We start from the raw sequence: 25,036 nt of genomic DNA, 5'->3' as shown, positions 1-25,036 counted from the left end.
AGGAGGAATTCCACTTGCATAACAAGGCTGAACGTTTGAAAAAAGGAAAAGCCCCGGCACCCAAAGCGGGCAATGATTATGGAGATCGCTTGCCGCCGGGACAGATGCTGACGGAGAAATTCCCGATTCTGCATGAAGGGGAAGTACCGGAATACGACCTGTCCACATGGGACCTGAAAGTATTCGGCGAAGTGGAAGAGGAGAAGGTGTTCTCCCTTGCCGAATTGCAGGCGATGCCACAGGTGAACACAGTGAGTGATATTCACTGTGTTACCCGTTGGTCGAAATTCGATACGCCATGGGAAGGCATTCGCTTCTCTGATTTTGTGAAACTTCTTGGTGTTAAACCGGAAGCGAAATACGTCATGATCCATGCGGATCATGATTATGAGACAAATGTACCGCTCGAAGAATTGATGCATGACGATGTGCTGCTTGCATTCAAATATAACGGCGAGCCACTAACGCCCAAGCATGGTTTTCCACTGCGTATGGTTGTGCCACAACTCTACTTCTGGAAGAGTGCGAAGTGGATACGTGGTCTGGAGTTCATGACCGAAGACCGTAACGGCTTCTGGGAAGTGAATGGTTTCCATCATTTTGCCGATCCGTTCAAGGAGCAGCGCTTCTCGGGTGAAGATCTGCCGATTCCGGAAGACGAGTGGACGAAGAAGGAGTTTGATTGATATGTTGATGCCTATTTTGCAGATTCATTCGGAAGACATGCCGGCATATGCTATCGTCTGTGGTGATCCGGCACGTGCGGAGAAGATTTCCCGTAAGCTGGAGCAGGCGAGAGAACTGGCGTTCAGTCGGGAGTATCGTACGTTTGTTGGACTGTATGAAGGGGTACAGATTGCTGTGGTCAGCCATGGTGTAGGTTCACCTGGAGCGGCTGTCTGCTTCGAGGAATTGATTCGCGCAGGTGTAACCACTCTGATTCGTGTAGGTACAGCGGGATCGTATACAGCCGATTATCCGGCAGGCAGTGTAATTGTGAGTACAGCCGCTGTTCGTACGGACGGATTAACTCGCCAACTGGTGCCGGATGGTTTCCCAGCGGTAGCGGACATTGGGGTGACACAAGCGTTGATCGAAGCCGCTCGTGAGCAAGAAAGCGCGGATGCTGCAACATTTGCAGGCAAAGTGGGCGTTGGTATCACCGTAACGCTGGATGCGTTCTTCGCAGGCGTGGAAGAGATTCCACACCGCAAGTACAAGCAGGCTGGAGCACTTGCAGCCGAGATGGAAATTGCGGCGCTCTATATTGTTAGTACCTTGCGTGGCGCTCGCGCCGGAGCGATTGTCGCGATCGATGGATTCGCGGACAGCGACCTGGCAGCCGAGTATGATCCGCATACGGATGCGGTTGGACAAGCGGTTGAGCGCGAGATTAATGCAGCGCTACGTGCGCTAGCCGCGCTTGCTCGTCAGGATCAGGCGTAGGTTGGCTAAGGCAAGGATGAGTTGGTGTTCATTGTAACAAAGCTAAATAGTAGAAGTTGTCCATTGGATGTGGATAATATAAAAGGGCGTCCCGAAAGGTCACGAATATGACCTAGGGGCGTCCTTTCCTTTTTAATTTCTCCATTTTTGGTTAAGTGGAGCCTTTTAAATAAACTGAAAAAGAAGAGGGGATGCAGGTACAGTAGCGAATTGTATTTGCAGGGCAAGTCATTAAATTAGGAGAGTGATTAAATATGGGTTGGAGTGAATTACGTGAAATTCCTAATGAATACAGCGATGAGGTACAACGGATTGATGAGCAACTTTTGAAACTGGTTGCAGCCAGAAAGGACATAACCGGAGCTGTCCAATACCAGCCTCCTCAAAGTACCATCGATGAATGGGTGAGCTTACTAGATATGAAGGAGGAAGATATCCGATATGTTCTCCGTAGCGTGCAGCCGATGCCGCAAAGGCACTACTTTCCAAGAGAACCTCTTCAATTGACAAGTGTGGTGCCGATTATGAAGAAAATGATCAAAGATTCGTGTGAGTATATGATTACGCATTCAATGCAATATGAAGGCGAAAGCCTCGTTTACGTGGAAATTCGATATAAGGGGAATGAAGCTGAGCGTATACAAATGGTTCCACATTTGGCTCTGGAAATATTCAGCGAACAGAGACATATAACCATGAGACATGGTAGTCGAGGAGGAGGTGGGGAGACTCAAATTAGTTTCCGAGTGGTTCCTGCTCTTCCTTCTTCTCTGGATAACGTTCGATTCTCCTTGATTCCCTCCATACCAGAGATGGAATACAAAGTAGAGGAAATCATTTTGGATAAACAGGTTGATTTCGATTAACGGGGAACAGGATATATCATGAAAAATGACGTATGGATGATGCGCATGTACTAAGGGCGCAAAATCTATACGTCATTATGTGTATCAGGGGTAATAACACCTTGTTCTTTCTCAAATTCTTCAATATGTTGTTCAATAAGATACTCAATTTGCATTGCAATAGATCGTTTGTTTTTGTCCGCAATCACTTTAATTTTCTCAAAATTCTTTTCTCGCAGCCTAAGTGTAAAGACTCTTTTATCTGTAGCCATGAAATAAAATCTCCTCAAAAAGTAATGTTCATATTGTATCATTACAAAATAATTCAATATACAATCATATTGACGTCTAAGTGGTGTCACTCTAATATTTATATTCATAGTGACGTCACTTTTTTGGAGGGGATCATGGAGGACTTCGAAGAAATATTTAACCAGTTCAAAGCTCTTCGTATGGAGAGTATCGGAAATCTTGTGATTTATAATTCAAAAGAATATAAAAGATTGAGTCAAGAAAGTGATCGTTTGTTTACGGAGCTATGTGAATATGTTAAGCCAGAGGGGATGGCTTTATTTTTGGACTATTGTAATGTAATAACCCTTCTTCAGGGTACAGCAGAGTCAGTAATGTACGAGCAAGGGTTTAGAGATGGATTTAGCTTAATAAAGTTAATGTTTAATTCAAATAACACATAACTTGGGGGACGGCCTGATCCTCGAAGAGAATGATAATGCAGAAAGTGGGCACGTTATATAAAGGAACATCAACCATGAATACGAAAAAAGGGAGGACTCTACGATGACACAGAACAATCAACCTCAGGACGAGGCGGAAATTCGCAACAAGTTGGATGAAGACGGGGATTCCTTGATGGAGAAAAAGAAGATTCTAAGCGGAGTGGACATTGAGCCGCAGGCGGATGAATGGGCCGCGAAGCCATCACCTGTTGCTTTTAATGAAGGAAATGCTTCTTCGAAAAAATAAAAAACATGAGCATCACATTCGCTTTGTGGAATGTAAATAAATTTAGCGAAGCAGGTACCCTTATGGTATCTGCTTTTTGGTTGTATACTAATGTAAAATTCAGTAGATGAAAGAGTGATGGGGATGAGTAAGGGGAAGATTAACATCCGAAAGGCAGAAATGAGGGACTACTCTGGCGTGTCATTGTTGATGGATGAGTTGCACCAGATGCATGTCGAGGGGCGGCCCGATCTATACAGAGCGTTAGAGACGAGAATGGAGGAAAAAGAGTTCACCGAACTGCTGGAAACGGACAAGCGTTACCTGTATGTTGCCGAGTCTTCGGAAACGGGTGTGATTCTGGGTTACGGGAGTGCGCAGTTAAGTGTTATTCAAGATAACTCGTTGATGGTGGATCGCAAGATGCTGTACATCCATGAACTTGTAGTGGATACCAAGCATCGGGGCCAAGGAACAGGCAAACAGTTACTACAAGCATTCATTGAGCTAGGGAGAGAGCTTCAGGCAGACAGTGTGGAATTATCCGTGTCGACGTTTAACTCAGGCGCACAGGCTTTCTATGAACAGATGGGTCTGGTCGTTCGCAGCAGCAGGATGGAATATACCTTGTAAGATGCACTGCTCTTTATCATTCGAACAAGCAATGATCTATTTTTAACAAAATATCAAAACGCTCTTGAATACCCCCGTGGGGTATGTTACTCTTAGAAAAGAACGAAAGAAAAGGGGTGTTCATGATGGATCATCAGAGCCATCCCGAGGAACCTTTGCAATCCTCCATGTCAGATTCAACGGAAGCTTCGGCTACAGATCAAGAAGCGGTATCCTGTCATGCCGAGGGCAGTGATGGGAAGCATGTGCGCAAGAGTCACCATTCGCAGGAGATGAAGAGTAACCTGGTTTCTCGTTTGAACCGTGTGGAAGGTCAGATTCGCGGGATCAAGGGATTGATCGAGAAGGATACGTACTGTGATGATGTGCTGACGCAGATTGCGGCGGCTCAGTCTGCTCTTAATTCAGTAGGCAAACTTCTGCTTGAAGGCCATATGAAGAGCTGTATTGTTGAGCGTATCCAGGCTGGTGAACATGAGGTTGTGGATGAACTGCTGGTTACGATGCGGAAGTTAATGAAGTAAGCTGAATCAATTCACCTATTTAATTTATCATTTTAATATACCCCAAGGAGGAATTACAATGTCTAATGTTACGTTGAACGTTACGGGAATGTCTTGCAATCACTGCGTGAAATCAGTTGAAGAAGCTGTGAAGAATACCGGTGCGAGTGGTAAGGTTGATCTGGCAGCGGGAACAGTAGCTGTGGAATATGATGAGCAGACGGTGAACGTGGATCAGATCAAAGCTGCAATTGAAGATCAGGGATACGATGTAGTCTAACGGGATCACAGGCTTAAACCGAACATGCTCATGGGCGAAAAAGAGGTCAGAGTACCTTTTCCCAAGAGTCAGGTTTAAGCCTAATTTTCTGTCTAATATATACCCCTTGGGGGTATAATGGGTGCAACATACAAAAATTGAATCGACATGAAAGGAGCTGACATGATGGATAACTCAACGAATAAACCAATGGATAGATCAACCGAACCCACACCAATGCCACCTATGGCAGAAGCACCAGGACTGAAGGCAACACTGCACATCACGGGGATGACCTGTGCTGCATGTTCGACGCGAGTGGAGAAGGGATTGACCCGCATGGAAGGGGTACATGAGGCCAATGTGAACCTTGCGATTGAACAGGCAACCGTTTCTTATGATCCAAAGACAACTAACGTGAACGCGTTGCGTGATAAAGTAGAGGCACTTGGCTACGGTACGGTGTCCGAATCGGTTGATTTGAACATCACCGGTATGACGTGTGCTGCTTGTTCTGCCCGGATTGAAAAAGGACTTTCCCGACTACCGGGGGTATCTCAGGCGAACGTGAATCTGGCGCTGGAGACCGGGCATATCGAATATGCCGCGGGCTCATTGAAACCTTCGGATATTACCGCCAAGATTAAGCAAATGGGCTACGGTGCTGAACTGCAATTGACGCAAGAAGAGACCACATCGGTTCGTGAACGTGAGCTGCAACGCAAAAAGTGGAAGTGGATGATATCGGCTTTGTTATCGATTCCGTTGCTGTGGGCCATGGTGGGGCATTTCTCGTTCACATCCGGAATCTATGTACCCGAGCTGTTCATGAACCCGTGGTTCCAACTGCTGCTGGCAACGCCAGTACAGTTCGTGATTGGGTGGCAGTTCTATGTGGGGGCGTACAAAGCACTACGTAACCGCAGTGCCAATATGGATGTTCTCGTCGCACTGGGTACCAGCGCAGCGTTTTTCTACAGTCTGTATCTGACGTTATCCAGTGGGTACTTGCCTTTTGCGTCGGTGGATCATGGGGCAATGGGAACGGGCACAGCCGCCATGCCTTCGGTAGAACTCTATTATGAGACAAGTGCGATTCTAATTACGTTAATTTTACTGGGAAAATGGTTCGAAGCTGTGGCGAAAGGCCGCTCTTCACAGGCAATCAAAAGCCTGATTGAACTTGCTCCACGTGAAGCACGTGTCATTCGTGACGGGCAGGAAGTGTTGGTTCCTGCCGCATATGTTGCGGTGGGCGAACTGATTTTGGTGAAGCCGGGGGATAGCATCCCGGTGGATGGTATCGTTGAAGAGGGGCAATCCTCGGTGGACGAATCCATGCTAAGTGGAGAGAGCCTTCCCGTGGATAAAAAACCGGGAGATCCCGTTACAGGTGCTACGCTGAACAAAAACGGGGTATTACGACTTCGTGCGACCCGAGTGGGATCGGACACGGCGTTGTCCCAGATTATTAAAGTAGTCGAGCAAGCTCAGGGCTCCAAAGCACCGATCCAGCGGATTGCAGATGTCATTTCAGGCATATTTGTTCCCATTGTCGTGGGTATTGCCGCGCTGACATTCCTGATCTGGTATCTGTTTGCAAGTCCGGGTGACTTCGCTGGTTCCCTGGAGAAAGCCATTGCCGTGCTCGTTATTGCCTGTCCATGTGCACTGGGGCTGGCAACGCCGACCTCCGTTATGGCTGGATCAGGACGTGCGGCTGAATATGGCATTCTGTTCAAGGGTGGCGAACATCTGGAGTCGGCACAACAGATTCAGACCGTGGTGCTCGACAAAACAGGTACAGTAACCCAAGGTAAGCCCGTCCTTACGGATGTTGTTACGGCTCCAAATTGGACGGAATCCGATCTGCTTGAGCGAGTGGGAGCGGCAGAACAGAGTTCAGAGCATCCGCTGGCAGAGGCGATTGTTGCGGGTATCCGTGCCAAGGGTCTGGAGCTAACCGCAACAGAGAAGTTTGAGAACATACCGGGATATGGCGTGCGAGCTTCATTAAAAGGGCAGGAAATTCTGGTCGGCACACGGCGGTTGCTTGCGGATGAACAGGTAAATGTCTCAGAGGAAACCGTTCAGCAGATGAACCGACTGGAAGAGCAGGGACGTACAGCGATGTTGGTTGCGGTGGATGGTCAGTGGGCAGGGATCGTGGCTGTGGCTGACACCATCAAGGATACCTCTCGAGAAGCCATTGGTCGTCTTCAGGCGATGGGGATTGATGTCATCATGATCACGGGAGACAATGAGCGGACTGCTCGCGCTGTAGCAGAACAAGCAGGGATTGGTAAAGTTCTGGCTGAGGTTCTGCCGGAAGGCAAAGCCGCGGAAGTGAAAAAACTTCAGGAGAGTGGTCTGAAAGTTGCCATGGTAGGTGATGGCATAAATGATGCTCCGGCACTCGCTACTGCTGACATTGGGATGGCCATTGGAACAGGAACGGATGTAGCGATGGAAGCGGCGGATATTACCTTGATGCGTGGTGATCTGAACAGCATTGCAGATGCGATTGAGATGAGTCGGCGCACGATGGGTAACATCAAACAAAACCTGTTCTGGGCACTCGGATACAATGTTATTGGTATTCCTATTGCGGCAGTTGGTTTCTTGGCTCCATGGCTGGCAGGGGCGGCGATGGCGTTCAGCTCCGTGTCGGTTGTCCTGAATGCGCTGCGTCTGCAACGCATGAAGCTGAATAGAAATGGCTGACCGGCCCATGTTTACAAAGATATTCAATACCTCATTGTAACAAAGTGAGGATAATACATGCGCGGTTCGCTGCAGGCGGGCCGTGCTTTTTGTTGAGAAGAAACAGTTTGAATCGTGAGAGAAGTACGGCCTGAATCGTTGGTCTAGATGTCCTTTTCTATGGAGAAAAGTTGGTATTATGCTATTTTGTGAAAATGAATTAATTACATTCATGAATAAATCTTATATTTTCTGAATATTTCAAAAATGAGTTGACAATATGGTCATATTCACATAAAATTTAAACGATCGTTTGATTCAAACAACTGTTTAAATCAAATTAGAACTATTTTGAGTAATGGAGGACACCTTTTATGTTACAGGCTTTACGTACATTGTTTAAAAAACCGCCAGTGATTGTAGGGATCGTAACAGCACTTATGTTCCAAGTGATCTTTAGCGTGATCTGGATGACCGCATATTCTGGAGTAAATGACCGTACGAAAGAATTAACGGTTGCGATTGTGAACGAGGATGGTGAAATGTCCAAAGGAATTGCGGATTCGCTAGCAGGAACACTGCCTTTTCACACCGTATCCAATCTGAGTGCAGCTGAAGCGTTGGATCAGTTGAATCATCACAAAGTACACATGGTGCTGGATATTCCGGCTGGATTTAACGAACTGCTTCAGACGGCTGGCTCAACCGCCGAGATTAAATACACCATTAATGAAGCGAACCCGGTTACGATCAAAAGCATGATGCAAGGTGTATCACAAAGTGTGACAAACACGATTAACAAACAAGCTACAGCACAAGGCGTTCAGACGGTGTTAACTGCTTCAGGTGCGCCTGCCGATCAGGCTGCTGAAGCTGCTGCGAACCTGGCTACCCGAGTGGAAGGAACGACAACATCGATCAACCCGGTTAACGGGATGAATAATCAGATGGTGCCGATGATGATGGTACTGGCTTCCTATGTAGGTGCCATGATCATGGGGATGAACCTCCAGACAGCCATGGGTATGCTGTCATCTACCTATTCCCGATTGACTTTGTTTGGCGCGAGAGTAGTCATTAACGTGGGTTCTGCATTGGTCGTTTCCTTGCTGGGATCTTCACTGATTGTGGCACTGGGAGGACAGATTGCACAAGGATTTGTCGCATTTTGGTTGTTCCAGGCGCTCTTCCTGTGCACGTTCATGTTCTTCTCCCAGTTCTTCCTGATCTGCTTCGGACCTGCAGGAAGTCTGTTCAACATTATCTCACTGTCCTTGCAACTGGTATCTTCCGGTGCAATGGTACCACGTGAATTGCTGAACAGCTTCTATAGCGGCATTGGGCAGTACCTGCCTGCAACATACGCCGTTCAGGGTATTCTAAGCGTGCAGTTGGGAGGCCCAGGGGTTCAGTCTGCTGCGGGCTCTATCGTCATTGTACTGTTGGTTGCTGTTGCTTTGTCACTGGTCGTGACGTTGTTGAAAAAACAACGCATGCCAGCTGGTGCACCACGCCCGGTTCAAGCACACAACTAATACAACAGATGCATGTAACGGCTTCATAAGATAGGACAATAGGATAGGACAAGCACCCCGATGATTTTCATCGGGGTGCTTGGTGTAATATAATAGACAGATGATTCGCTGGCTGCAGTCCTTGAGCTAGAGGCGAATGAGATGAACGGACAAGAGGGAGCGGGACGGAATGACGGAACCGGAGTTGGATATCAAAACGAGGATATTGCTTGCAGCCAAGAAGCTTTTTGCACAGCAGGGGTATGACGGGACGAGTGTTCGTCAAATATGTGATGAGGCAGGTGCCAATGTATCGCTGGTGTCTTATCATTTTGGCGGCAAAGAAAAGGTGTTCGAAGCATTATTTGAGCATTTCTTCCCGGGGCATATGATGAACGCGCTGGCTGAAGAGTCCATGTCCTCGCCTGTGGAAGGTATCCGACGGATTATTGGTGAAGTTGTGAAGTTCACGATGACGGACCGGGAGATGAGCGATATTGTGCAGCTGGAGATTACACTGCGTACACATCGCACAGCTACCGTATTTCGTTTTTTGGACCCCGTCTGGACCCGAGTCAGGGAACTGCTGCAAGAGGGTAAGGATCAGGGATTGTTCCAGATCGAGTCCGTGTCTTATGCGATGCTTCAGGTTATGGGTGTGGCTTTGGCGCACAAACGGGCCAAGAATTCACGATTTGGCTTTGATTATCAGCATATGAATACAGACGAACTCGCTGAGCAGACCATTGAGTTCGTACTTCGAGGATTGGGAGTGAACCGCCATGAATGAAACCATTGAGTTGATGATGAAACACCGCTCTGTACGCAAATTCAAGCCAGACCCGGTAAGTGAAGAGCAGCTTGCAGCCATCGTAGCGGCTGGGCAGATGGCCTCCTCTTCTAGCAGTGTACAAGCATATACCGTAATTGCCGTGACGGACATAGAGCAGAAAGCCAAGCTGGCTGGATTGGCAGGCAATCAGGCCTACGTTAATGAATGTCCCGTGTTTCTCGTATGGTGTGCTGATCTGTATCGACTGAGTGATGCTGCGAAACGTCATCTTCCTGAGAAGGAATCGTATGCCGATTCGACCGAGAATTTCATGGTAGCCACCATTGATGCTGCACTGGCTTCCCAGAATGCTGCTCTTGCAGCAGAGTCGCTTGGTTTCGGAATCGTATATATTGGGGGGCTTCGTACCCGGATTGAAGAAGTCGCTGAGCTGTTGGGATTGCCGGAGGGCGTATATCCAGTGTACGGCATGTGTATTGGTGTTGCAGATCAGGAAACGGGGATTCGGCCACGTCTGCCACTGGATGCAGTTCTGCATCATAATCGCTATAATGCCGAGCAGAGCATCAAAGGTGTTGAGCAGTATGATGTGACAACGACGGCGTACATGAAAGAACGGACCAATGGTGAGCGAACGACTCCATGGTCCGAACTGATGGCGAAGCGCCTGACTGAGCCGGCACGGTTGCAGGTGAGACCGTTCCTGGAAAGCAAAGGATTCTTGAAACGTTAAATTATATATGTAAAATTAGAAGCCAGTCGTGGTGAAAACGACTGGCTTCTTTGTGCTTTGTTGTAATTCGCTGTGTTAGTAGGGCAAGCGAGAGTGCTTGCTGCTACCCAATTTTGAATTTGAATTAAGTTAAGCCGTAGAAACGCTTTGTATTCTGATAAAAGAGACGGGCGGCCCGCTCGGTTCCCATGCCGGTGATCTCACTCCATGCCTGAATGACCTGTCTGGTCATGGCCGGGTGTGTCATTCGTCCCTGAAACGGCCCTTCGAAGGGCCACGGTCCGTCGGTCTCGGCCATGACTTGTTCTGCCGGATATTGCCGGGCGAGTTCACGAATCTCTTCTTCATAACGAATATCCGGCGTGAAAGAGATGAAATAACCGTTGTCTGCCATGCGTTTTACCGTTTCGGGGGACCCTTTGAACCAGTGGAAATGAGCACGTCGGAAATGATTTTGCTCCAGCAGATCACAGACGATATCCGCATCTTCGTATACCGCATGAAGGACAAGCGGTTTGTTGTGCTTTTTCGCGAGTTGGATGAAACGTTCAAGCAGCTCGATATACCCGCTCTGATCGAAGCGCTGTCCTGCTTGCTCAGCCTCCAGTCGATTGTAATAGGGAAGGCCGACTTCTCCGATGGCTGTGGCTTGTCCCATATGCTGCTCAATCCATTGGAAGAACAGGTCCATCTCTGCGGTGGATGGCAGTTCCTGTTCCGGATGAAAGCCGAAGGCCGGATATATAGTGCGTGGATATTGATTAGCAAGCTCCAGATTGGCCTGGGCAGAAGCCAGATTCATGGATACCGCAATGACCGCTTCGACCTGCTGAGACGGGAAGGATAGAAGCATCTCGCGTTGTTCGTCAGGGGTATACTGATCCAAATGAATATGAGCATCAATTAATGGTGCAAAAGCTTGAGAATGCACGAGGGGATTCCTCCTTGTATTCCTATATATTTTAACTATGGTACGTCAGATTTCCTTTAACGGATCACCCATTAAAGGAAAAAAATAACTTAAAAGCCCGCGCTATTAGGATAGGCGGGCTTTCTGCTGTTCTTCTCTCATCCACTGTGCAATCTGCCGTTTACGTTCAAGAAATGCCGATTCCTCCGTAATTTCTTCTCGTCTGGGGCGATCAAAAGGAACGTACACCTCGTGCAACACCGTTGCAGGCCGGTTGGATAATACATAGACTCGATCCGCAAGCAGCAATGCCTCTTCGATATTATGAGTGATGAACAGCACCGAACGACGGTTCTGTTCCCAGATATCGAGCAGCCAGCGCTGCATGTCGCTACGTGTGAGTGCATCCAGCGCGCTGAAGGGTTCGTCCAGCAGCATCAACTCCTGCGGACTAAGCAGGGCGCGCAGGAATGCAGCGCGTTGCTGCATACCGCCCGACAGCATATGCGGGTATGCCTGCTCGAATCCGGCAAGACCCACGCTGCTTAACCATTTTCGAGCCTCCGCAAGTGCTTCGGCCCGGGGTGGAGCATCCATAGCTACTTCACCAGCTAGCAGTACATTGTCTTCAATGGTACGCCAAGGGAAAAGGGCAGGCTGTTGTGGCATATAACTGATCTTGCCTCGCTGCCCAGTAACATTATGACCGTTCATGAGCACTTGCCCTTCCTGTGGCTTCAGCAGACCACCGATGATATGGAACAGGGTGCTTTTGCCACAGCCGGACGGCCCAACGATAGCGACAAACTCACCTTGCTTCACAGTCAGGGACAGGCCGTTCAACACTGGTAGCCTGCTCCGTCGTTCACGGAATGATGCATGAACATCCACGACGTCCAGTGCAGGTGGAACCGAAGCAGCAGTCGTATATGTCGGTAGCCCAGAATTAGTCGAGTGAATTTTTTCACCGTGCTTTGGTTCCAATGTGCGTGCTCCCCGTTCAGGCTGGACGTGTTCGTCCTGTTGCTGATTCATATGCTCATCACTTCCTAATATATAGACTTACATGCTTTGTTATCGCTTCTGTGGCCGCCAGCGTACGAACAGCTTCTCCAGCAGCGCGATGAGCAGGAAGAGCAGCAAGCTGAGCGCAACAATAATCATGATTGCCACGAATAAGCGATCTGTGCGATAAGCTGATTTTTGCAGCATCATATAATAACCAATGCCCTTGTCTGCACCAATCCATTCGGCAATGATGGCGCCCATCACGCTATAGGTAGCGGCGATTTTGATACCGGAGAATACTGATGGTAGTGCATGGGGAAGCTCTAGCTTCCAGAAGATATGACGACGTTTGGCACCAGCCATGCGCATATAGTTCATCATGGCCGCGTCAGTACGGGTCAAGCCGTCCATGGCCGCCACCGCAACGGGGAAAAAGCAGACTAATATGATGGTAATCAGCTTGGGCAACAGCCCGAATCCAAACCAGATTAACAGGAGCGGTGCGAGCGCGATGGTCGGGATATTTTGACTAAGAATAAGTAAAGGATACAGGGCTGACTTGAGAAAAGGGACCAAATGCAGCACCATCGCAATCAGCAATCCGACCGCTGTGCCAGCTGCGAATCCGATCAGGGTTAACTGAATGGTTGCGGAGGCATGCATGCCAAGTCGCTCGGCCTGGGATGCTGCTTCGCGGGCGATATCGGACGGTGCGGGTAGCATCCATTTCTCGATATGGAACAGGGAAACGGCTCCCTGCCATATCGCTATAAAGAGAATAACCGCCACGAAGGGCGGCCATACACTTTTGAAATAGGCATTCATTAGCGGTACTTCTCCGTCAGGGTATCCATGCTGAAACCAGTAGGGCTATGGGCGATTTTGATCTGGGAGATGATGCTTGGGCTGCCAGCCTCCACAAGTACCTCGTGCATCTTACGGACAACCTCCAGCAGTTCCTCCAATTCCCCCTCCATCGTGGTGTCGAGCGCGTTCACCTGATATTTCAGGCCAGATTGCTGAATAACTTCAATGGCGCGATCTACGTATGGATATGAGTTCTCGCCATTTGGCGTTTTTGGAATAACCTGAATGCTAAGTAGTGTGCTTGCCATGAGAGATCACTTTTCCTTTCGGGTTGGGTTATATAAGCTGAACCTAGGGAATTTACACTTTACCACTTCGATTGCAGTACCCTCTTCCGATCGCTGTTATCCCCAGATTTCTTGAATCCATTTTCAATGGGGAAATCCGGGGATAGCGTATGCTTCCGATGAAGCTTTCTTTCAGAAAGCTTTTAGGCGAACACTCCGTTTCTTCAGATGGGTTCTGCATTCTTCGTTCTTGTGCACATAAAGGTCAACTTAACAGCTAGATTATTATTGGGGTAGAAACTCGTTCGTATATGCTTTGCTCACATCGATCTGTTCATCCAGCAGTTTTTTGCTAAACATCCAGTCCGTGTAGTTCTGCCACACTTCCTGTTTCTGTTCTCCCCAGCGCGGGGCGTCATCCGTGTACTTCGGACTCAGCCATTTCTGGCTTGCCAGTACCAATTCCTTGTCCAGATCCGGGACGGCTTTGACCAGGATGTTCGCTGCTTCTTCGGGATGATCAATCGCGTATTGATACCCTTCGGAAGTGGCTTTCAGGAATGCTTTCACCAGCTCAGGGTCGTTCTGAATCGTCTGCTCGTTCGTTACGAGGACAGGCGTGTAGTAATCCAGTGCATCGGAATAATCCTTCACATATAACATGTCGATCGGTTCCCCGCGCAGTTCAGCTTCAATCCCCGTCCAGGCATAGAAAATCCACGCAAAATCAATGTCCCTTTTTACTGCGGTGAAAAAGTCGGCGTCACCCATGTTAATGTTTTTTACTTTGGATACATCCGCACCTTCGCCCTCCATAATGGATTGCATCACGGCTTCTTCCACAGGGGAACCCCACCCGCCATAGGTTTTGCCTTCAAAATCTTTCGGCGACTTGATATTCCGATCCGCAGGAGCAGCGAACCCGGATGTATTATGCTGAATCACTGCTGCGATGGAGACGAGTGGAACACCCTGTGTGCGGGCTTGGGTTACACTCTCCTGATAACTTACGCCAAAAGGCACTTCATTGGATGCAACCATCGTATCTGCGCCGCCGGCACCTGGCTGAACAATCTCCACGTTCAAGCCTTCGGCCTTATAAAAACCTTGGTCTACGGCCGCATACAAGCCGGTATGATTCGTGTTTGGTGTCCAGTCGAGCACCACTTTAATATCCTTCAGGGCTGCGTTGTCGCCCTCATTGCTGCTCTCCGTATTCGTGCTGCCGTTCTGTTCAGCCGGGGCAGCTTCTTTACCGCCACATGCGGCCACAGTCACCAGTAGTACACATAAGAGCAATAGTCCCATTGTTTTACGCCATTTCATCTGTGATTCTCTCCTTCGGTATGTCCGGCCAGTGGCACGGGTACTCCTTGGCTTCATATCCAAGCTTCTTGCATAAATCGACAGATTTATACCAGCTATGATCCGGATAACGTCACTTTTTTTAGCTCTCTGGCTATATAAAAGAACATTAAAAAAGCGCCCCGTAATCCGGGACGCGTGCAGGCGTTAGAGAGGTGGCGTTCAGCCATAGGGCTGTGCCATTTCGATATACTCCGATTCCTACGCTGGCATGATCCAGATCAGGTCTAAGGGTTAGTATCTTGGTGGGATACACTCTCAGCCGGCCAATTCCGACTCCCCTGGGAAACTATGAAGTTACGGGCATTACTAGGTGTAATTATAGGCCAGAGGCCCAGTTGTGTCCAGTCAAGAACTGGATGGGAACGGATTTCGGGTCATCGTCTACTTGCTTCTAAGCCGCTTCGGTGATTAGTTTTTGATCGTTTGGCCTTGAGCCGAGCAGCTTGATTCATTTAAACAACATAATTTAGAGACAAAAGGAGATAGTACTGCTATACCAATAATTACTTTTACATAAAAATGGGGGAGTACTGAATGATCCTTAAAACCATAATCGCAATGATTCTGTGTTATAGTGCCTACGTTTTTTTCACAGCCTACCTTTTATTTTTGGTTCCGTCTCCATCTGCTATTGAAAATACGGATATACAAAAATCGTTAACAGAAGGAAGTACAACAGATCGTGTAATGCTCCTGGAGGACGGCTTTCAATCGGGTCAGGTGAGAATCCAGACCATTCGAGAGGCAAAAACAAGCATCGACCTGGCCTATTACTCCATTCAAAAAGGAAAAACATCTCAGCTTTTTTTTGCTGCTTTATTCGATGCGGCTGATCGGGGGGTTCAAGTTCGAATCATTTTAGACGGGATTTTTCACAGCATGCGCGGAGAATTGCGTGATATTCCAGATGCCATTGCAGCTCATCCCAATGTGGAATTAAGATATTATGAACCACTCCACCTATTTATGCCATGGACATGGCATAATCGTCTGCATGACAAGATCCTTCTTGTAGACAACACATATGGCATCATTGGCGGCCAAAATATTGGTGATAAATACATGGCATTGCAACCCCCAAAAGACTATGTTTTTGATCGCGATGTCCTTGTTTACAATGCAAACGATAATACGAACAGCACGGTTGTTGAAATGAAACAATATCTAGATCAGTTATGGAACCATCCATTCACCAAACCAGAAAAACATGCAAAACGTCAGCATCATGCAAAAGGGTTAAAAGAGCTGGCTCAACTGGCCGAGTTATATAAAGAAGCACAGGCTCAGAGCGATCCTTTTGTGAAAGTGTTGCCTAAGGAGTGGGTTCGAGGAGCGCTTCATTCCGACCACGTTGCTTTCATTCACAATCCAATCAAAAGACTGTATAAAGACCCGATCATGTGGAGAGCATTTGTTCATTTCGCCAATCAAGCAAACTCGAAAGTATACTTTCAGACGCCATATGCCATTCCCACTAAGAAAATGGAGAAAGCAGTACATCTGTCGATGAATCCAAAAGCAGAATGGATCATGCTAACCAATTCAATCCAGCAGACCCCTAACCCTTTGGCTTTCGCGGGATACTTAAGCTCTAAGGAAATGTTGCTTGATACCAGTCTGGCCATTTATGAATACCAAGGCCCTTATTCCATACACGGCAAATCATTTGTCATGGATGATTACCTCAGCATGGTTGGTTCGTATAATCTTGATCCCAGATCTGCCTTCCTCAATACCGAATCCGCTGTGGTCATTTCCGGTTCTGCATTCGCCAACCAACTAACAGAGGCTATGGATATCAAACGTGCGCATAGTACACTTGCGGTTAAAGGTGAACATCCAGCAGAATCTACGAATCAGAAAGGCTCTGTTTTCAAACGAATAGCAATCACAGCGTTATCCAAACTGTCTTTTCTCTGGAAATTTATGTTGTAGTAAAAAACAGGGTAAACAGAGAGGATGAGAGAATTGCCAACGAGCAAGAAGGAACAAATTATTTCGGCTTAATGATGTGTACAGGAATGGTCCTGGTGATGATGACTTTCAATCTGTGGCACACTGGGATACTTGGCAAGTTGTCCCCGCTTGAGATTCTGTTTCAATTCCTATTGTGTTTTGTCGTCGCTTTTCTGGTGGAGTCCTTCATTGTTGGCCCTGTAGCGAGAAAAATTTGCATTTTCCATCCCTTTTGACAAGTCCAACAAGATCCTTGGTGTGCTGGTCATGTCATTTTTCATGGTGATTGGTATGGTTCTGATCATGTCCTTGTATGGAATGATCTCGGCGTATCTCGCGGACCAATTAAATGGGTATCTGTACTTGGTACGTATCTTCATACTATTACTCGTAATTTCAGTCTGGCACTTCCATATCAGTTGATCATTCTGGGGCCACTCGTCCGATATGTATTCGGTAAATTCATCAAGAGCAACGGTCATATAATGCCTGCTGTTAAAAAAAAGTATGTAATTCCGATGGCCTAAAGTATTTCCTGGGCAATCTTGTGCAAATGAATAGATCGTAACGAATCGAGAACACCTTATTAGGTCGGTTCTTGGGAATGAAAAATCTAACGAATCTCAGCGGCGTTAATATGCCAAAAAACTGCAACAAGACCTTGATTTGAAGCTAATTATCTACAATAACGTTTCTGGGATTCGTTAGATTTCAAACATACAGAAATGGAGCGGAATAGCGTGTGATGGGTTCGTAAAAAACAGAGTAACGCTACCAAAAATGTCTACCGTCAAGTCATGACAGTAGACATTTCGATTTCTTTAATAGGTAATTCTGATTCTATGGCTCTGGACTCTATCGACCCATAGCTGTTAAGTCGCTGGATCGACAACATGTTTGTTCTGCCAATGATACGTGATCACGCTAATGACAAGCAGGCCAACTGCAAAGATAGCAAGCATCCATGCAGACTGATTAACTTCCAGATGATCAAGACTCCATCCCGTGGTCAAAGGCAAAATGGCACCGCCAACCCCACCTGAGGCAATCAAAATGCTGGGTGTGGATTCTTCGGTTCCAGGCAACAGTTTACTGGCGAAGACAAGGGCAATGGAGAAGATGCCTGACATCGCAAGTCCGAGTAGCAAGATAATGAGAAACGCAGACCAGATTTGGTCTGTAAATGGAAACACCATTAACAAAAGCACAGACGCAAGACAACTGTACAGCACATAGACGCGGTACTGGAATTTCTCTGCGATATATCCCGCGAAGAGTCGTCCTACAGACATGGCAATCCAGAAGCAGGTGACACTAAGCGCTGCTCCGGCTTCCTTCATGTTCATTTTCTCAATCAGGATCGCTGGCATGAAGTTTGCAAGGCTCATCTCGGTGCCAACATAAAGGAAGAAGAACAGGACGAACAGAACCAGAAGAGTCAGGTTGCGTCCACGATAGGTTGAACCGGGTATACGGGGATCTGCGGAATGCGGTTCACCTGATGCCCCGGCAGTGTGACTGTGTCTCGAAGCATCGGCTGGCTTCCGTCGCTCCAGAACCTTGTCCAGCTCACCGAATGATCCTTTCGCCCAGAAAGCAAAGGTCAGCGCTGCACAGATCGCAACAACGAGAAAGGATAAACGCCAGTATCCGGCAGCAATCAGACCGCTGGCCATGAGCGGCATGACCATCGCTCCGATCCCGAATAACACTTCCAGTCGGCTCATGGCAACGGCGGTATTGTCTTTGATTGCAGCGATGATAATGGTGCCAATGACAGCTTCAACCATTCCGAATCCGAAACCGGCAGCGGGTGCGATGACGAACATCCAGCCCCATGGCGGCAGCAGCATGTAGGATAATTCTGCAATACAGAGCAACGCTGTGGCGATTAACAGGCCTCCCCTTTTACCGAAGCGTCGGTTCAGCCACGGAGATAACAATACACCGCCCAGGAATCCGGCAAATTGAGCAAAGATCAATGTCCCGCCCTGGCTGTAATCTTTGCCGTAATGTTCAAGTGCAACGGGCAGAATGGAACCGAGCACAACGTGGGCAAGTCCAATGAGGAAATAGGAGAGACACCCGATCCAAAGTAATTTTTTCATAAAGAACTCCTTCTAGATGTATACATAGATTGAGGATCACGATAAAGCGCAACCATGAAGACAAAGTCTATCATAACAGGACAGGTTACGTTGTGCCATGAATTCCTGATTGATCCAAAAGGTTGCAATTGGGTCTATCGTTCGTATATACTGAGACACAACAATTACAGATCGGACCATGCCGTTGAAGAGCATCCAACTCGGAGGCGTTTTCGCCAGGGGAGCGATATTTCCCCAAGTTAACCGGAACCGCCCGTTATCGCGGACCAAGAGGCTGGAAGCAGGATATCCTGATTCAGCAAGTTGGGTGGCACCGCGAGCAGAGCGCTCCTCGTCCCAAGGGATGAGGGCGCTCTTTGTATTTTTACAGCCAAAGGAGACGGTGACCATGTTGGAAATGAAGTGGATTCGTGCACATGCTGATGAGGTTCAGGCAGCAGCAGACGGGAAAAAAATCAAGATTAACATTCGCACATTGCTGGAGCGGGACGAGGAACGCAGAGCGCTTTTGCAGGAATCGGAAGAAGGGCGCAGATTGCGCAATACGTTATCCGCAGACATTGGCAAACTCATGCAAGCCGGTGATCGGGAAGAGGCCGAGGGTTTGCGGGCGCAGGTGAAACAGATCAATGAACAGTTGGAACAGGTGGAAGCGAAGCTCGCCACTGTGCAGGAGGAAGTAACCAGGCTGCAATGGCTGGTACCTAATATCGTATCCCCGGATACCCCGAAAGGCACGTCGGATGAGGATAATGTGGAATTGCGACGTGTGGGAGAGGTTCCAACGTTCGAGTATACCACCAAAGATCACGTGGAACTTGGGGAGTTGCATGATCTGATCGATATTCCCCGTGGCGTTAAGATTGGTGGTACAAGAAGCTATGTATTGAAAGGCGCTGGCCTGTTATTACATCGGGCAGTACAACAACTGGCGCTGGATCTGCTGCTGAAGCACGGCTTTACACCAATGGAGGTTCCGCTGATGGTCAGGGAGGATGCGCTGGTGAACACCGGATTCTTCCCAACGGGTCGAGATCAGGTCTACGAACTCGAAGGGGAGAACAAGTGGCTGGTGGGGACTTCTGAAGTACCGCTCGTCTCGTATTATGCGGATGAGATTGTCGATGTGAAGGAGCCGGTGAAGCTGGCCGCGGTATCGACGTGTTTCCGTAGTGAGGTTGGCTCCGGCGGACGTGATGTACGCGGATTGTACCGTGTGCATCAGTTTGCCAAAGTCGAGCAGGTCATTCTCTGTGCCCCTGATGCGGAAGAATCGGAGCGCATGCTGCAAGAGATTACGGGACACGCTGAGGAATTGCTGCAATTACTTGAACTGCCGTATCGTGTTGTCGCCGTGTGCACCGGAGATATGTCGCAGAAAACGTACAAACAGTATGACATCGAGACCTGGATGCCGAGCCGTGGTGCATATGGGGAAACCCATTCGTCGTCGAATCTGCATGATTTTCAGGCTCGCCGTTCGAATATTCGTTGCCTGGATGCCGAGGGTAAGTTGGCCTATTGTCACACGCTGAATAATACGGCGGTGGCATCGCCGCGTATCCTGATTCCGTTGCTTGAGAATCATCAGCAGGAGGATGGAAGCATTCGTATCCCCGTAGCCCTGCGACCCTATATGGGCGGCGTGGAGAGCTTGATTTTACCAGAGCAGGATGAAGCGAAGTAGAGAGGATATAATGTTTTAAGAAATGAAGAAGAATCAGAAAAGGAACCCCTTGACGGGGGTTCCTTCTAATTAAACATATGATCTGTTACCCACTGGTACTCTTGTTCAAGTCGAGCTGCCAATTTGGGATCCTCCTCGGCTGCAACTTTTCTCATGTATGTTAAGTCAATCGTATCAAATTGACTGTAAATCAGGTAACGTGCCCATTCCAAGCTTCGGGCATCTGTCCAGTACTCGGAGGCTCTCAATCGATCCAAAATAAGGTCGTCTATTCCAATTACGTAACAGTAGCCTTCAGGTGTTAATAATTTGATAATCTTATCTTTTGAACCTTCCAGTGTATCAGAAGGAATTTCGATAGGGATGTCCATTTCGGAGACATAATAATGTCTTCCCTCGCGGACGAAACCCAGATGATCAAATAAACTTCGGGCCAAATCATCTCTGATCATGACCAGATCAACATCAGCTGTCTTGTAACTTCCAGAAGTGTATAGTTCAACAGCATGTCCTCCAACAATAATGGCTGGATCTGCATCTAATTCATCAAGAATAGGAGTAATAATACCCATCACATAGAACTCTTTTAAATCATTTTTGGTCACATCAGCTGCAAGTTCCTTCAATTTTCGTTTAGCCCATTTAATTCTTTCCTGCATTTCTGGTGTTTGAATACGTTCCATAGTTCACCTATATTCTTTAACGCAGCTTCCATTCACGCTCGTTAATGATTTCAATTTGTCCAGATTCAAGGGCTTTTTTGAAACGATTGCGGGCTGTTTTCATCAATACAACCATTTCGTCTTCAGGACGAATCTTGGTGGATGTCGAAGTGACGATGGCTTTCATACGTTTACGGTTATTTTTGGGTGAAACCATATCAAGCAAATTCTTTTCAATCATATATATCCCACCCCCATCTTTTAGGACTATTAAAACAGTATTACGCGACCTTCCCATATTATACAATGAAAATCATGAAATGTTCCAAGACTCCCACTTATGTTATTCAACTTTATGCCAATCGTATCCGATATAATATAATAGAAGTAAAATATTGGATTATGGGAGATGGAGATAAGAAATGAGTAGAATCAAACTGGCGCTTCGAGGCACGCTTGCCCTTATTATGGTATTAACATTACTTGTTCCTTCGTTGGCCTTGGCGGCTACAGGTGATGTGACATCGATTGAAATAACCAATACCAGTCCGCAGAAGATGAGTGTAGCCGAAACAGCTACACTTCAGGTGATGGCAACGGTAGAAGGTTTTGATAACAAGCAGGATGTTACCGAAGGTGTGACTTGGTCCACCAGTAATGCAGCGGTTGCGACGATGGTGAAAGGCAAAGTCAAGGCTGTGGCCGCGGGCGAAGCAACCATTTTTGCAGAGGTAGACGGGTCCAAAGCCCAGTTGGTTGTACAGGTGCAGGAGAAGATCAAAAGCATCAAAGCATCCCCAAATTCCTATAATTTCGTTAAAGGCAGTGAAAGCACCCTACCGAAAGTAAGCATCACCCGTGCGAATGGTAAGGAAGAGGATGTGACGTCTGAAATTGTATGGTCCGTATCAAGTAGCTCGGCTGTGCTGGAAAACGGTAGAATTAAAGGTGTTACGCCTGGCAGAGTATTGCTTCAAGGCAAATACGGAACAACGATCGTGAAAGTGCCCGTTGCAGTGACGGACGAGATTACCAAAGTTGAGGTTACCCCTGCCTCAATGCAGCTGAACATCAAGAAGTCCAAAGCGTTGAAGGTGATCGGCACCTACGCGAATGGCAAAACGATCAACTTGTCGAAACAAGTGATATGGACCTCTTCCAATACAAATGTAGCTATCGTGAAAAATGGAGCAGTCAAGACACTGACTGAAGGACAAGCGACCTTGACAGGAACTTATCAAAATCAGACAATAAAGGCAGAGGTTACCGTTGTACCTTTGCTCAAAAAGCTGATTACGGGCCAGAAAAAACTGGTCTTGTCTCCGCAGGGAAGTACAACGCTGAGTGTGATGGCCCAGTATGATACGGGCAAGACCACTGTTGTGACCAACAGTGCGGTGTGGAGCAGCACAAAGCCGGGCGTAGCGACAGTAACAAATGGCAAGATTGTGGCTGTAGGCAAAGGTAAAACGTCCATCACCGCCAAGTGGGGCAACAAAAAAGTGACGATCCCTGTTACGGTAAAATAAATATATATATAATGAAGCACTTTGCATCAATCCAAAAATTCAGTACATCATCACGTTAAATAGCATTATATGATCAAGGGTATCAGACAATTAGGGGCGTAGACATACGCTCCTTTTTGGATATATAGAAATAGGGATCTGGAATGCCTTCTGTTCTAACAACAATATAAAGGGAATGGGTGGGATGAATATGAAAGCTTCGATTATAAGCGCGGACCCTAACTCTAGTGATCTGGCTTACCTGAAATATCTTCTTCTATCCCTAAGTTCCATACTTACATTTCAACGGAGTACTACGATTAAGCGCATGAAGCAACGCACCTATGAAAAATACAGAGAAGGTTACCATTTAAAATGTCATGGTGAAGAGGAGATAGCTAAATGACAGATCCAATGCAACCGGAAAGCTGGCCGGCCTGGGCGACAGAGTCGGTAGAGATCGCTCCGGCCAACCCCAATTGGGATGCACAGGCTCAGGAAGAAATCCGGCAACTTAAACTTCTTCTACAGCAGTTTAATATCCATCAATTTGAACATATCGGAAGCACTTCCATTCCGGGATTACCCGCCAAACCCATTATTGATCTGATGGCACAGGTACAATCATGGGATGACATGGATCGGATTGCCGATCAATTGAATCCGGTGGGCTGGAACTACGTTCCGCCTGAACTGGATGGTCGGGATTATAGACGATTCTGGGTGAAGGTTAAGGATGGCAAGAGATCTGTACACCTTCATCTGATGCGCCCGGGAGAAGAACGTTGGGATCGTCAAATCAGGTTTCGGGATGTGCTGAGAAAACGCCCTGATCTGGTGGAAGCTTACGCCGCCCTTAAAATGAGGCTTGCTGATGAGAATAAGGAAGACAGGGAATCGTATACCGCTGCCAAAACGCAATTTATTTTACAAGTGCTTAATGAAGGCGTGTGATTGATTGAAAAGCGTACTTATCAGAGACAGGCTGATCTATTTCTTCGCAGTCATGATAACCATGGCGGCAGGACTCGCCTCTAGACACTTTGGTGATCAATTGCCGAATTGGGTGCATGAACATGCCGGAGATGCATGTTGGGCGGGTATGATTTATTTCGGAGTACGCATGGTGTGGCCTCGTCGCAGATTGGTATGGGCGATGTGTTTGAGCTGTGCATTCAGCTGGATGATTGAGTTCTCACAGTTGATTCAGACGCCTTGGCTGATTGAAATACGTTCAACCGTATGGGGTGCACTTATTTTGGGACATGGTTTTCTGATGATCGATCTGATTCGATATACGGTCGGTATTCTATGCATGGTTATGATCGATCGTTTTTTCCTGAGAAATAAGATGGGTGGAACCTGAACTCAAGTGAATCACGGAGGTATACTGAATGAATGTAGAAAAACTTTTTGCCGAATCACCCGAATTCGAAACACAGCGCTTAAGACTGAGACGTCTTACGATGGATGATCTCGATGAATATTATGCGTTTGCCTCTGATCCAAGGGTGAGTCAGCAAAGCTTGTGGAATTGCCATGAGACGGTTGAAGATTCAATGCAATATATTCAGCGGGTATTGGATAATTATGAACGGAAAACGGTCCATATCTGGGCTTTTGTCCTGAAGGAAACAGGGACGTTAATCGGGAGAGGTGGCATTTTTCATCTCAACGAAGACATGCAAAGTGCTGAACTGGGATACGCGATAGCCAGCAGTCAATGGGGCAAGGGGCTCGCTGTAGAAGCGATGCAACCCATCGTGGATTATTGTTTTCAGGAACTGGACTGCAACCGGCTGGAAGGGAAATGTAATGCAGGCAACATAGGCTCAGCACGTGTCATGGAGAAACTGGGCATGTCGTATGAAGGTTTGCTGCGTAAACAGTTGAAGATCAAAGGTATCTTTACAGATCAAAAAATGTACTCCCGTATCCGGGATGATCTATAATATTTCCAACGACACATAGGGTATATCGCAGAAAATGAAGGAGGCGGAACCATGATCTACAGTATTATTTCCCGTTCATTGTGGGAGGAAGTGTCCAAGGGCAGTGAGTATGCACCAGACAGCCTGGAGACAGACGGATTCATTCATTGTTCCACCAAGGAACAGATTCCATGGGTAGCCGGGCAATATTATGCAGGTCGTACGGATCTGTTATTGCTTAGTATTGATGAGAAGGCGTTAAAGCCGGAACTGGTGTATGAAGATCTATATGAATTGAATGAACTATTTCCACATATTTATGGAGAACTTAATTTGGATGCGGTACGTAAAGTCATTCCATTTGAACCGAATGCTGATGGTACATTCTCATTTCCTGAATAAAGGCAAGAGA

28 protein-coding genes and 1 riboswitch are annotated in these 25,036 nt (G+C 47.3%); of the genes, 19 read left to right on the top strand and 9 right to left on the bottom strand.

All coding sequences use genetic code 11. The features are described 5' to 3' along the window. Window positions 1–14 precede the first annotated feature (14 nt). From MKY73_RS27430 to MKY73_RS27420, 3 genes are all read left to right on the top strand, one after another. Window positions 15–686, top strand: coding sequence for a sulfite oxidase-like oxidoreductase (locus MKY73_RS27430; protein ID WP_210109989.1), 672 nt, complete (start codon window positions 15–17; stop codon window positions 684–686). 1 nt (window position 687) lies between these two features. Next, the gene (locus MKY73_RS27425) at window positions 688–1,446 is read left to right on the top strand and encodes a nucleoside phosphorylase (RefSeq protein WP_339304559.1); all 759 of its coding nucleotides are present in this window, start codon (window positions 688–690) and stop codon (window positions 1,444–1,446) included. A gap of 254 nt (window positions 1,447–1,700) precedes the next feature. Further along, the gene (locus MKY73_RS27420; protein WP_339304557.1) at window positions 1,701–2,312 is read left to right on the top strand and encodes a hypothetical protein; all 612 of its coding nucleotides are present in this window, start codon (window positions 1,701–1,703) and stop codon (window positions 2,310–2,312) included. A 65-nt stretch (window positions 2,313–2,377) separates the two neighbouring features. Here the strand turns inward: MKY73_RS27420 and MKY73_RS27415 are convergent, their stop codons facing one another. Then, complete coding sequence (locus MKY73_RS27415) at window positions 2,378–2,563, bottom strand: hypothetical protein (protein WP_101314872.1); 186 nt, start codon at window positions 2,561–2,563, stop codon at window positions 2,378–2,380. Between the two features lie 135 nt (window positions 2,564–2,698). Here MKY73_RS27415 and MKY73_RS27410 point away from each other — a divergent pair, with 135 nt between their 5' ends. The 9 genes from MKY73_RS27410 (at window position 2,699) to nfsA (ending at window position 10,392) form a co-directional block, all read left to right on the top strand. Beyond that, window positions 2,699–2,986, top strand: coding sequence for a hypothetical protein (locus MKY73_RS27410; protein WP_339304555.1), 288 nt, complete (start codon window positions 2,699–2,701; stop codon window positions 2,984–2,986). 103 nt (window positions 2,987–3,089) lie between these two features. Continuing rightward, window positions 3,090–3,275, top strand: coding sequence for a hypothetical protein (locus MKY73_RS27405; RefSeq protein WP_017691007.1), 186 nt, complete (start codon window positions 3,090–3,092; stop codon window positions 3,273–3,275). A 123-nt stretch (window positions 3,276–3,398) separates the two neighbouring features. Beyond that, entirely contained in the window at window positions 3,399–3,887 is a 489-nt protein-coding gene (locus MKY73_RS27400) for a GNAT family N-acetyltransferase (protein ID WP_339304553.1), read from the top strand. Window positions 3,888–4,054: 167 nt separating this feature from the next. After that, window positions 4,055–4,411: a metal-sensitive transcriptional regulator gene (locus MKY73_RS27395; RefSeq protein ID WP_339308772.1), complete on the top strand. Its 357-nt coding sequence runs from the start codon at window positions 4,055–4,057 to the stop codon at window positions 4,409–4,411. Between the two features lie 58 nt (window positions 4,412–4,469). Next, window positions 4,470–4,670 carry a copper ion binding protein gene (locus tag MKY73_RS27390; protein ID WP_017691004.1) on the top strand — a complete coding sequence of 67 codons (201 nt, stop codon included), beginning with the start codon at window positions 4,470–4,472 and terminating at the stop codon, window positions 4,668–4,670. Window positions 4,671–4,886: 216 nt separating this feature from the next. Continuing rightward, window positions 4,887–7,373, top strand: coding sequence for a heavy metal translocating P-type ATPase (locus tag MKY73_RS27385; protein WP_339308771.1), 2,487 nt, complete (start codon window positions 4,887–4,889; stop codon window positions 7,371–7,373). A gap of 353 nt (window positions 7,374–7,726) precedes the next feature. After that, window positions 7,727–8,887 carry an ABC transporter permease gene (locus tag MKY73_RS27380; RefSeq protein WP_339304551.1) on the top strand — a complete coding sequence of 387 codons (1,161 nt, stop codon included), beginning with the start codon at window positions 7,727–7,729 and terminating at the stop codon, window positions 8,885–8,887. A 169-nt stretch (window positions 8,888–9,056) separates the two neighbouring features. Further along, a complete protein-coding gene (locus MKY73_RS27375) occupies window positions 9,057–9,656 on the top strand; it encodes a TetR family transcriptional regulator (RefSeq protein WP_339304549.1) in 600 nt (199 codons plus the stop codon). Then, entirely contained in the window at window positions 9,649–10,392 is a 744-nt protein-coding gene (gene nfsA, locus MKY73_RS27370) for an oxygen-insensitive NADPH nitroreductase (RefSeq protein WP_339304547.1), read from the top strand. Before MKY73_RS27375 ends, nfsA begins: the two co-directional genes overlap by 8 nt. Before the next feature lie 124 nt (window positions 10,393–10,516). On the opposite strand, the gene MKY73_RS27365 is transcribed toward nfsA, so the two are convergent. From MKY73_RS27365 to MKY73_RS27345, 5 genes are all read right to left on the bottom strand, one after another. Further along, window positions 10,517–11,323 carry a TatD family hydrolase gene (locus tag MKY73_RS27365; RefSeq protein ID WP_339304545.1) on the bottom strand — a complete coding sequence of 269 codons (807 nt, stop codon included), beginning with the start codon at window positions 11,321–11,323 and terminating at the stop codon, window positions 10,517–10,519. Between the two features lie 105 nt (window positions 11,324–11,428). Further along, window positions 11,429–12,337, bottom strand: a complete 909-nt coding sequence (locus tag MKY73_RS27360; protein WP_339304543.1) for an ABC transporter ATP-binding protein — start codon at window positions 12,335–12,337, stop codon at window positions 11,429–11,431. Window positions 12,338–12,376: 39 nt separating this feature from the next. Further along, window positions 12,377–13,135 (bottom strand): ABC transporter permease, encoded by a 759-nt coding sequence (locus MKY73_RS27355; RefSeq protein ID WP_339304541.1) that lies wholly within the window; start codon window positions 13,133–13,135, stop codon window positions 12,377–12,379. Beyond that, window positions 13,135–13,425, bottom strand: a complete 291-nt coding sequence (locus MKY73_RS27350; RefSeq protein WP_017690996.1) for a thiamine-binding protein — start codon at window positions 13,423–13,425, stop codon at window positions 13,135–13,137. The genes MKY73_RS27355 and MKY73_RS27350 overlap by 1 nt, the downstream gene beginning before the upstream one ends. A gap of 264 nt (window positions 13,426–13,689) precedes the next feature. Further along, window positions 13,690–14,730: an ABC transporter substrate-binding protein gene (locus MKY73_RS27345; RefSeq protein WP_339304539.1), complete on the bottom strand. Its 1,041-nt coding sequence runs from the start codon at window positions 14,728–14,730 to the stop codon at window positions 13,690–13,692. 219 nt (window positions 14,731–14,949) lie between these two features. After that, a riboswitch (TPP riboswitch) is annotated at window positions 14,950–15,062 on the bottom strand. A gap of 244 nt (window positions 15,063–15,306) precedes the next feature. Between MKY73_RS27345 and MKY73_RS27340 the strand changes: the two genes are divergently transcribed. Then, a complete protein-coding gene (locus tag MKY73_RS27340) occupies window positions 15,307–16,707 on the top strand; it encodes a phospholipase D family protein (RefSeq protein ID WP_339304537.1) in 1,401 nt (466 codons plus the stop codon). Window positions 16,708–17,600: 893 nt separating this feature from the next. On the opposite strand, the gene MKY73_RS27335 is transcribed toward MKY73_RS27340, so the two are convergent. Next, the gene (locus MKY73_RS27335; protein ID WP_339304535.1) at window positions 17,601–18,836 is read right to left on the bottom strand and encodes an MFS transporter; all 1,236 of its coding nucleotides are present in this window, start codon (window positions 18,834–18,836) and stop codon (window positions 17,601–17,603) included. A gap of 388 nt (window positions 18,837–19,224) precedes the next feature. Here MKY73_RS27335 and serS point away from each other — a divergent pair, with 388 nt between their 5' ends. Further along, entirely contained in the window at window positions 19,225–20,523 is a 1,299-nt protein-coding gene (serS, locus tag MKY73_RS27330; RefSeq protein WP_339304532.1) for a serine--tRNA ligase, read from the top strand. A 65-nt stretch (window positions 20,524–20,588) separates the two neighbouring features. On the opposite strand, the gene MKY73_RS27325 is transcribed toward serS, so the two are convergent. Both MKY73_RS27325 and MKY73_RS27320 read right to left on the bottom strand, forming a co-directional pair. Next, complete coding sequence (locus MKY73_RS27325) at window positions 20,589–21,206, bottom strand: hypothetical protein (protein WP_339304529.1); 618 nt, start codon at window positions 21,204–21,206, stop codon at window positions 20,589–20,591. A 16-nt stretch (window positions 21,207–21,222) separates the two neighbouring features. Beyond that, entirely contained in the window at window positions 21,223–21,426 is a 204-nt protein-coding gene (locus MKY73_RS27320) for a hypothetical protein (RefSeq protein WP_339304527.1), read from the bottom strand. Between the two features lie 181 nt (window positions 21,427–21,607). Between MKY73_RS27320 and MKY73_RS27315 the strand changes: the two genes are divergently transcribed. The 5 genes from MKY73_RS27315 to MKY73_RS27295 all read left to right on the top strand — a co-directional run bounded on the left by MKY73_RS27315 (window position 21,608) and on the right by MKY73_RS27295 (window position 25,026). Continuing rightward, on the top strand, window positions 21,608–22,714 hold the full coding sequence (locus tag MKY73_RS27315) for an Ig-like domain-containing protein (RefSeq protein WP_339304525.1): 1,107 nt from the start codon (window positions 21,608–21,610) through the stop codon (window positions 22,712–22,714). A 381-nt stretch (window positions 22,715–23,095) separates the two neighbouring features. Next, entirely contained in the window at window positions 23,096–23,647 is a 552-nt protein-coding gene (locus MKY73_RS27310; RefSeq protein ID WP_339304523.1) for a GrpB family protein, read from the top strand. Between the two features lie 4 nt (window positions 23,648–23,651). Continuing rightward, window positions 23,652–24,059, top strand: a complete 408-nt coding sequence (locus MKY73_RS27305; protein ID WP_339304521.1) for a DUF2809 domain-containing protein — start codon at window positions 23,652–23,654, stop codon at window positions 24,057–24,059. A 28-nt stretch (window positions 24,060–24,087) separates the two neighbouring features. Then, window positions 24,088–24,645, top strand: a complete 558-nt coding sequence (locus MKY73_RS27300; RefSeq protein WP_339258532.1) for a GNAT family N-acetyltransferase — start codon at window positions 24,088–24,090, stop codon at window positions 24,643–24,645. 51 nt (window positions 24,646–24,696) lie between these two features. Then, window positions 24,697–25,026: a DUF952 domain-containing protein gene (locus MKY73_RS27295; protein ID WP_339258533.1), complete on the top strand. Its 330-nt coding sequence runs from the start codon at window positions 24,697–24,699 to the stop codon at window positions 25,024–25,026. Window positions 25,027–25,036 lie beyond the last annotated feature (10 nt).

The sequence above is a fragment of the Paenibacillus sp. FSL R5-0519 genome (assembly GCF_037974275.1).
In the GTDB taxonomy this organism is placed as follows: domain Bacteria; phylum Bacillota; class Bacilli; order Paenibacillales; family Paenibacillaceae; genus Paenibacillus.
Note: the sequence above shows the minus strand (reverse complement) of the source record. Positions and strands in the feature narration are given on the sequence as shown.

Coding starts and splice junctions, on each gene's coding strand:
- MKY73_RS27425 (WP_339304559.1), top strand. CDS start 688: ATGTTGATGCCTATTTTGCAGATTCATTCGGAAGACATGCCGGCATAT.
- MKY73_RS27420 (WP_339304557.1), top strand. CDS start 1,701: ATGGGTTGGAGTGAATTACGTGAAATTCCTAATGAATACAGCGATGAG.
- MKY73_RS27415 (WP_101314872.1), bottom strand. CDS start 2,563: ATGGCTACAGATAAAAGAGTCTTTACACTTAGGCTGCGAGAAAAGAAT.
- MKY73_RS27410 (WP_339304555.1), top strand. CDS start 2,699: ATGGAGGACTTCGAAGAAATATTTAACCAGTTCAAAGCTCTTCGTATG.
- MKY73_RS27405 (WP_017691007.1), top strand. CDS start 3,090: ATGACACAGAACAATCAACCTCAGGACGAGGCGGAAATTCGCAACAAG.
- MKY73_RS27400 (WP_339304553.1), top strand. CDS start 3,399: ATGAGTAAGGGGAAGATTAACATCCGAAAGGCAGAAATGAGGGACTAC.
- MKY73_RS27395 (WP_339308772.1), top strand. CDS start 4,055: ATGTCAGATTCAACGGAAGCTTCGGCTACAGATCAAGAAGCGGTATCC.
- MKY73_RS27390 (WP_017691004.1), top strand. CDS start 4,470: ATGTCTAATGTTACGTTGAACGTTACGGGAATGTCTTGCAATCACTGC.
- MKY73_RS27385 (WP_339308771.1), top strand. CDS start 4,887: ATGCCACCTATGGCAGAAGCACCAGGACTGAAGGCAACACTGCACATC.
- MKY73_RS27380 (WP_339304551.1), top strand. CDS start 7,727: ATGTTACAGGCTTTACGTACATTGTTTAAAAAACCGCCAGTGATTGTA.
- MKY73_RS27375 (WP_339304549.1), top strand. CDS start 9,057: ATGACGGAACCGGAGTTGGATATCAAAACGAGGATATTGCTTGCAGCC.
- nfsA (WP_339304547.1), top strand. CDS start 9,649: ATGAATGAAACCATTGAGTTGATGATGAAACACCGCTCTGTACGCAAA.
- MKY73_RS27360 (WP_339304543.1), bottom strand. CDS start 12,337: ATGAATCAGCAACAGGACGAACACGTCCAGCCTGAACGGGGAGCACGC.
- MKY73_RS27355 (WP_339304541.1), bottom strand. CDS start 13,135: ATGAATGCCTATTTCAAAAGTGTATGGCCGCCCTTCGTGGCGGTTATT.
- MKY73_RS27350 (WP_017690996.1), bottom strand. CDS start 13,425: ATGGCAAGCACACTACTTAGCATTCAGGTTATTCCAAAAACGCCAAAT.
- MKY73_RS27345 (WP_339304539.1), bottom strand. CDS start 14,730: ATGAAATGGCGTAAAACAATGGGACTATTGCTCTTATGTGTACTACTG.
- MKY73_RS27340 (WP_339304537.1), top strand. CDS start 15,307: ATGATCCTTAAAACCATAATCGCAATGATTCTGTGTTATAGTGCCTAC.
- MKY73_RS27335 (WP_339304535.1), bottom strand. CDS start 18,836: ATGAAAAAATTACTTTGGATCGGGTGTCTCTCCTATTTCCTCATTGGA.
- serS (WP_339304532.1), top strand. CDS start 19,225: ATGTTGGAAATGAAGTGGATTCGTGCACATGCTGATGAGGTTCAGGCA.
- MKY73_RS27325 (WP_339304529.1), bottom strand. CDS start 21,206: ATGGAACGTATTCAAACACCAGAAATGCAGGAAAGAATTAAATGGGCT.
- MKY73_RS27320 (WP_339304527.1), bottom strand. CDS start 21,426: ATGATTGAAAAGAATTTGCTTGATATGGTTTCACCCAAAAATAACCGT.
- MKY73_RS27315 (WP_339304525.1), top strand. CDS start 21,608: ATGAGTAGAATCAAACTGGCGCTTCGAGGCACGCTTGCCCTTATTATG.
- MKY73_RS27310 (WP_339304523.1), top strand. CDS start 23,096: ATGACAGATCCAATGCAACCGGAAAGCTGGCCGGCCTGGGCGACAGAG.
- MKY73_RS27300 (WP_339258532.1), top strand. CDS start 24,088: ATGAATGTAGAAAAACTTTTTGCCGAATCACCCGAATTCGAAACACAG.
- MKY73_RS27295 (WP_339258533.1), top strand. CDS start 24,697: ATGATCTACAGTATTATTTCCCGTTCATTGTGGGAGGAAGTGTCCAAG.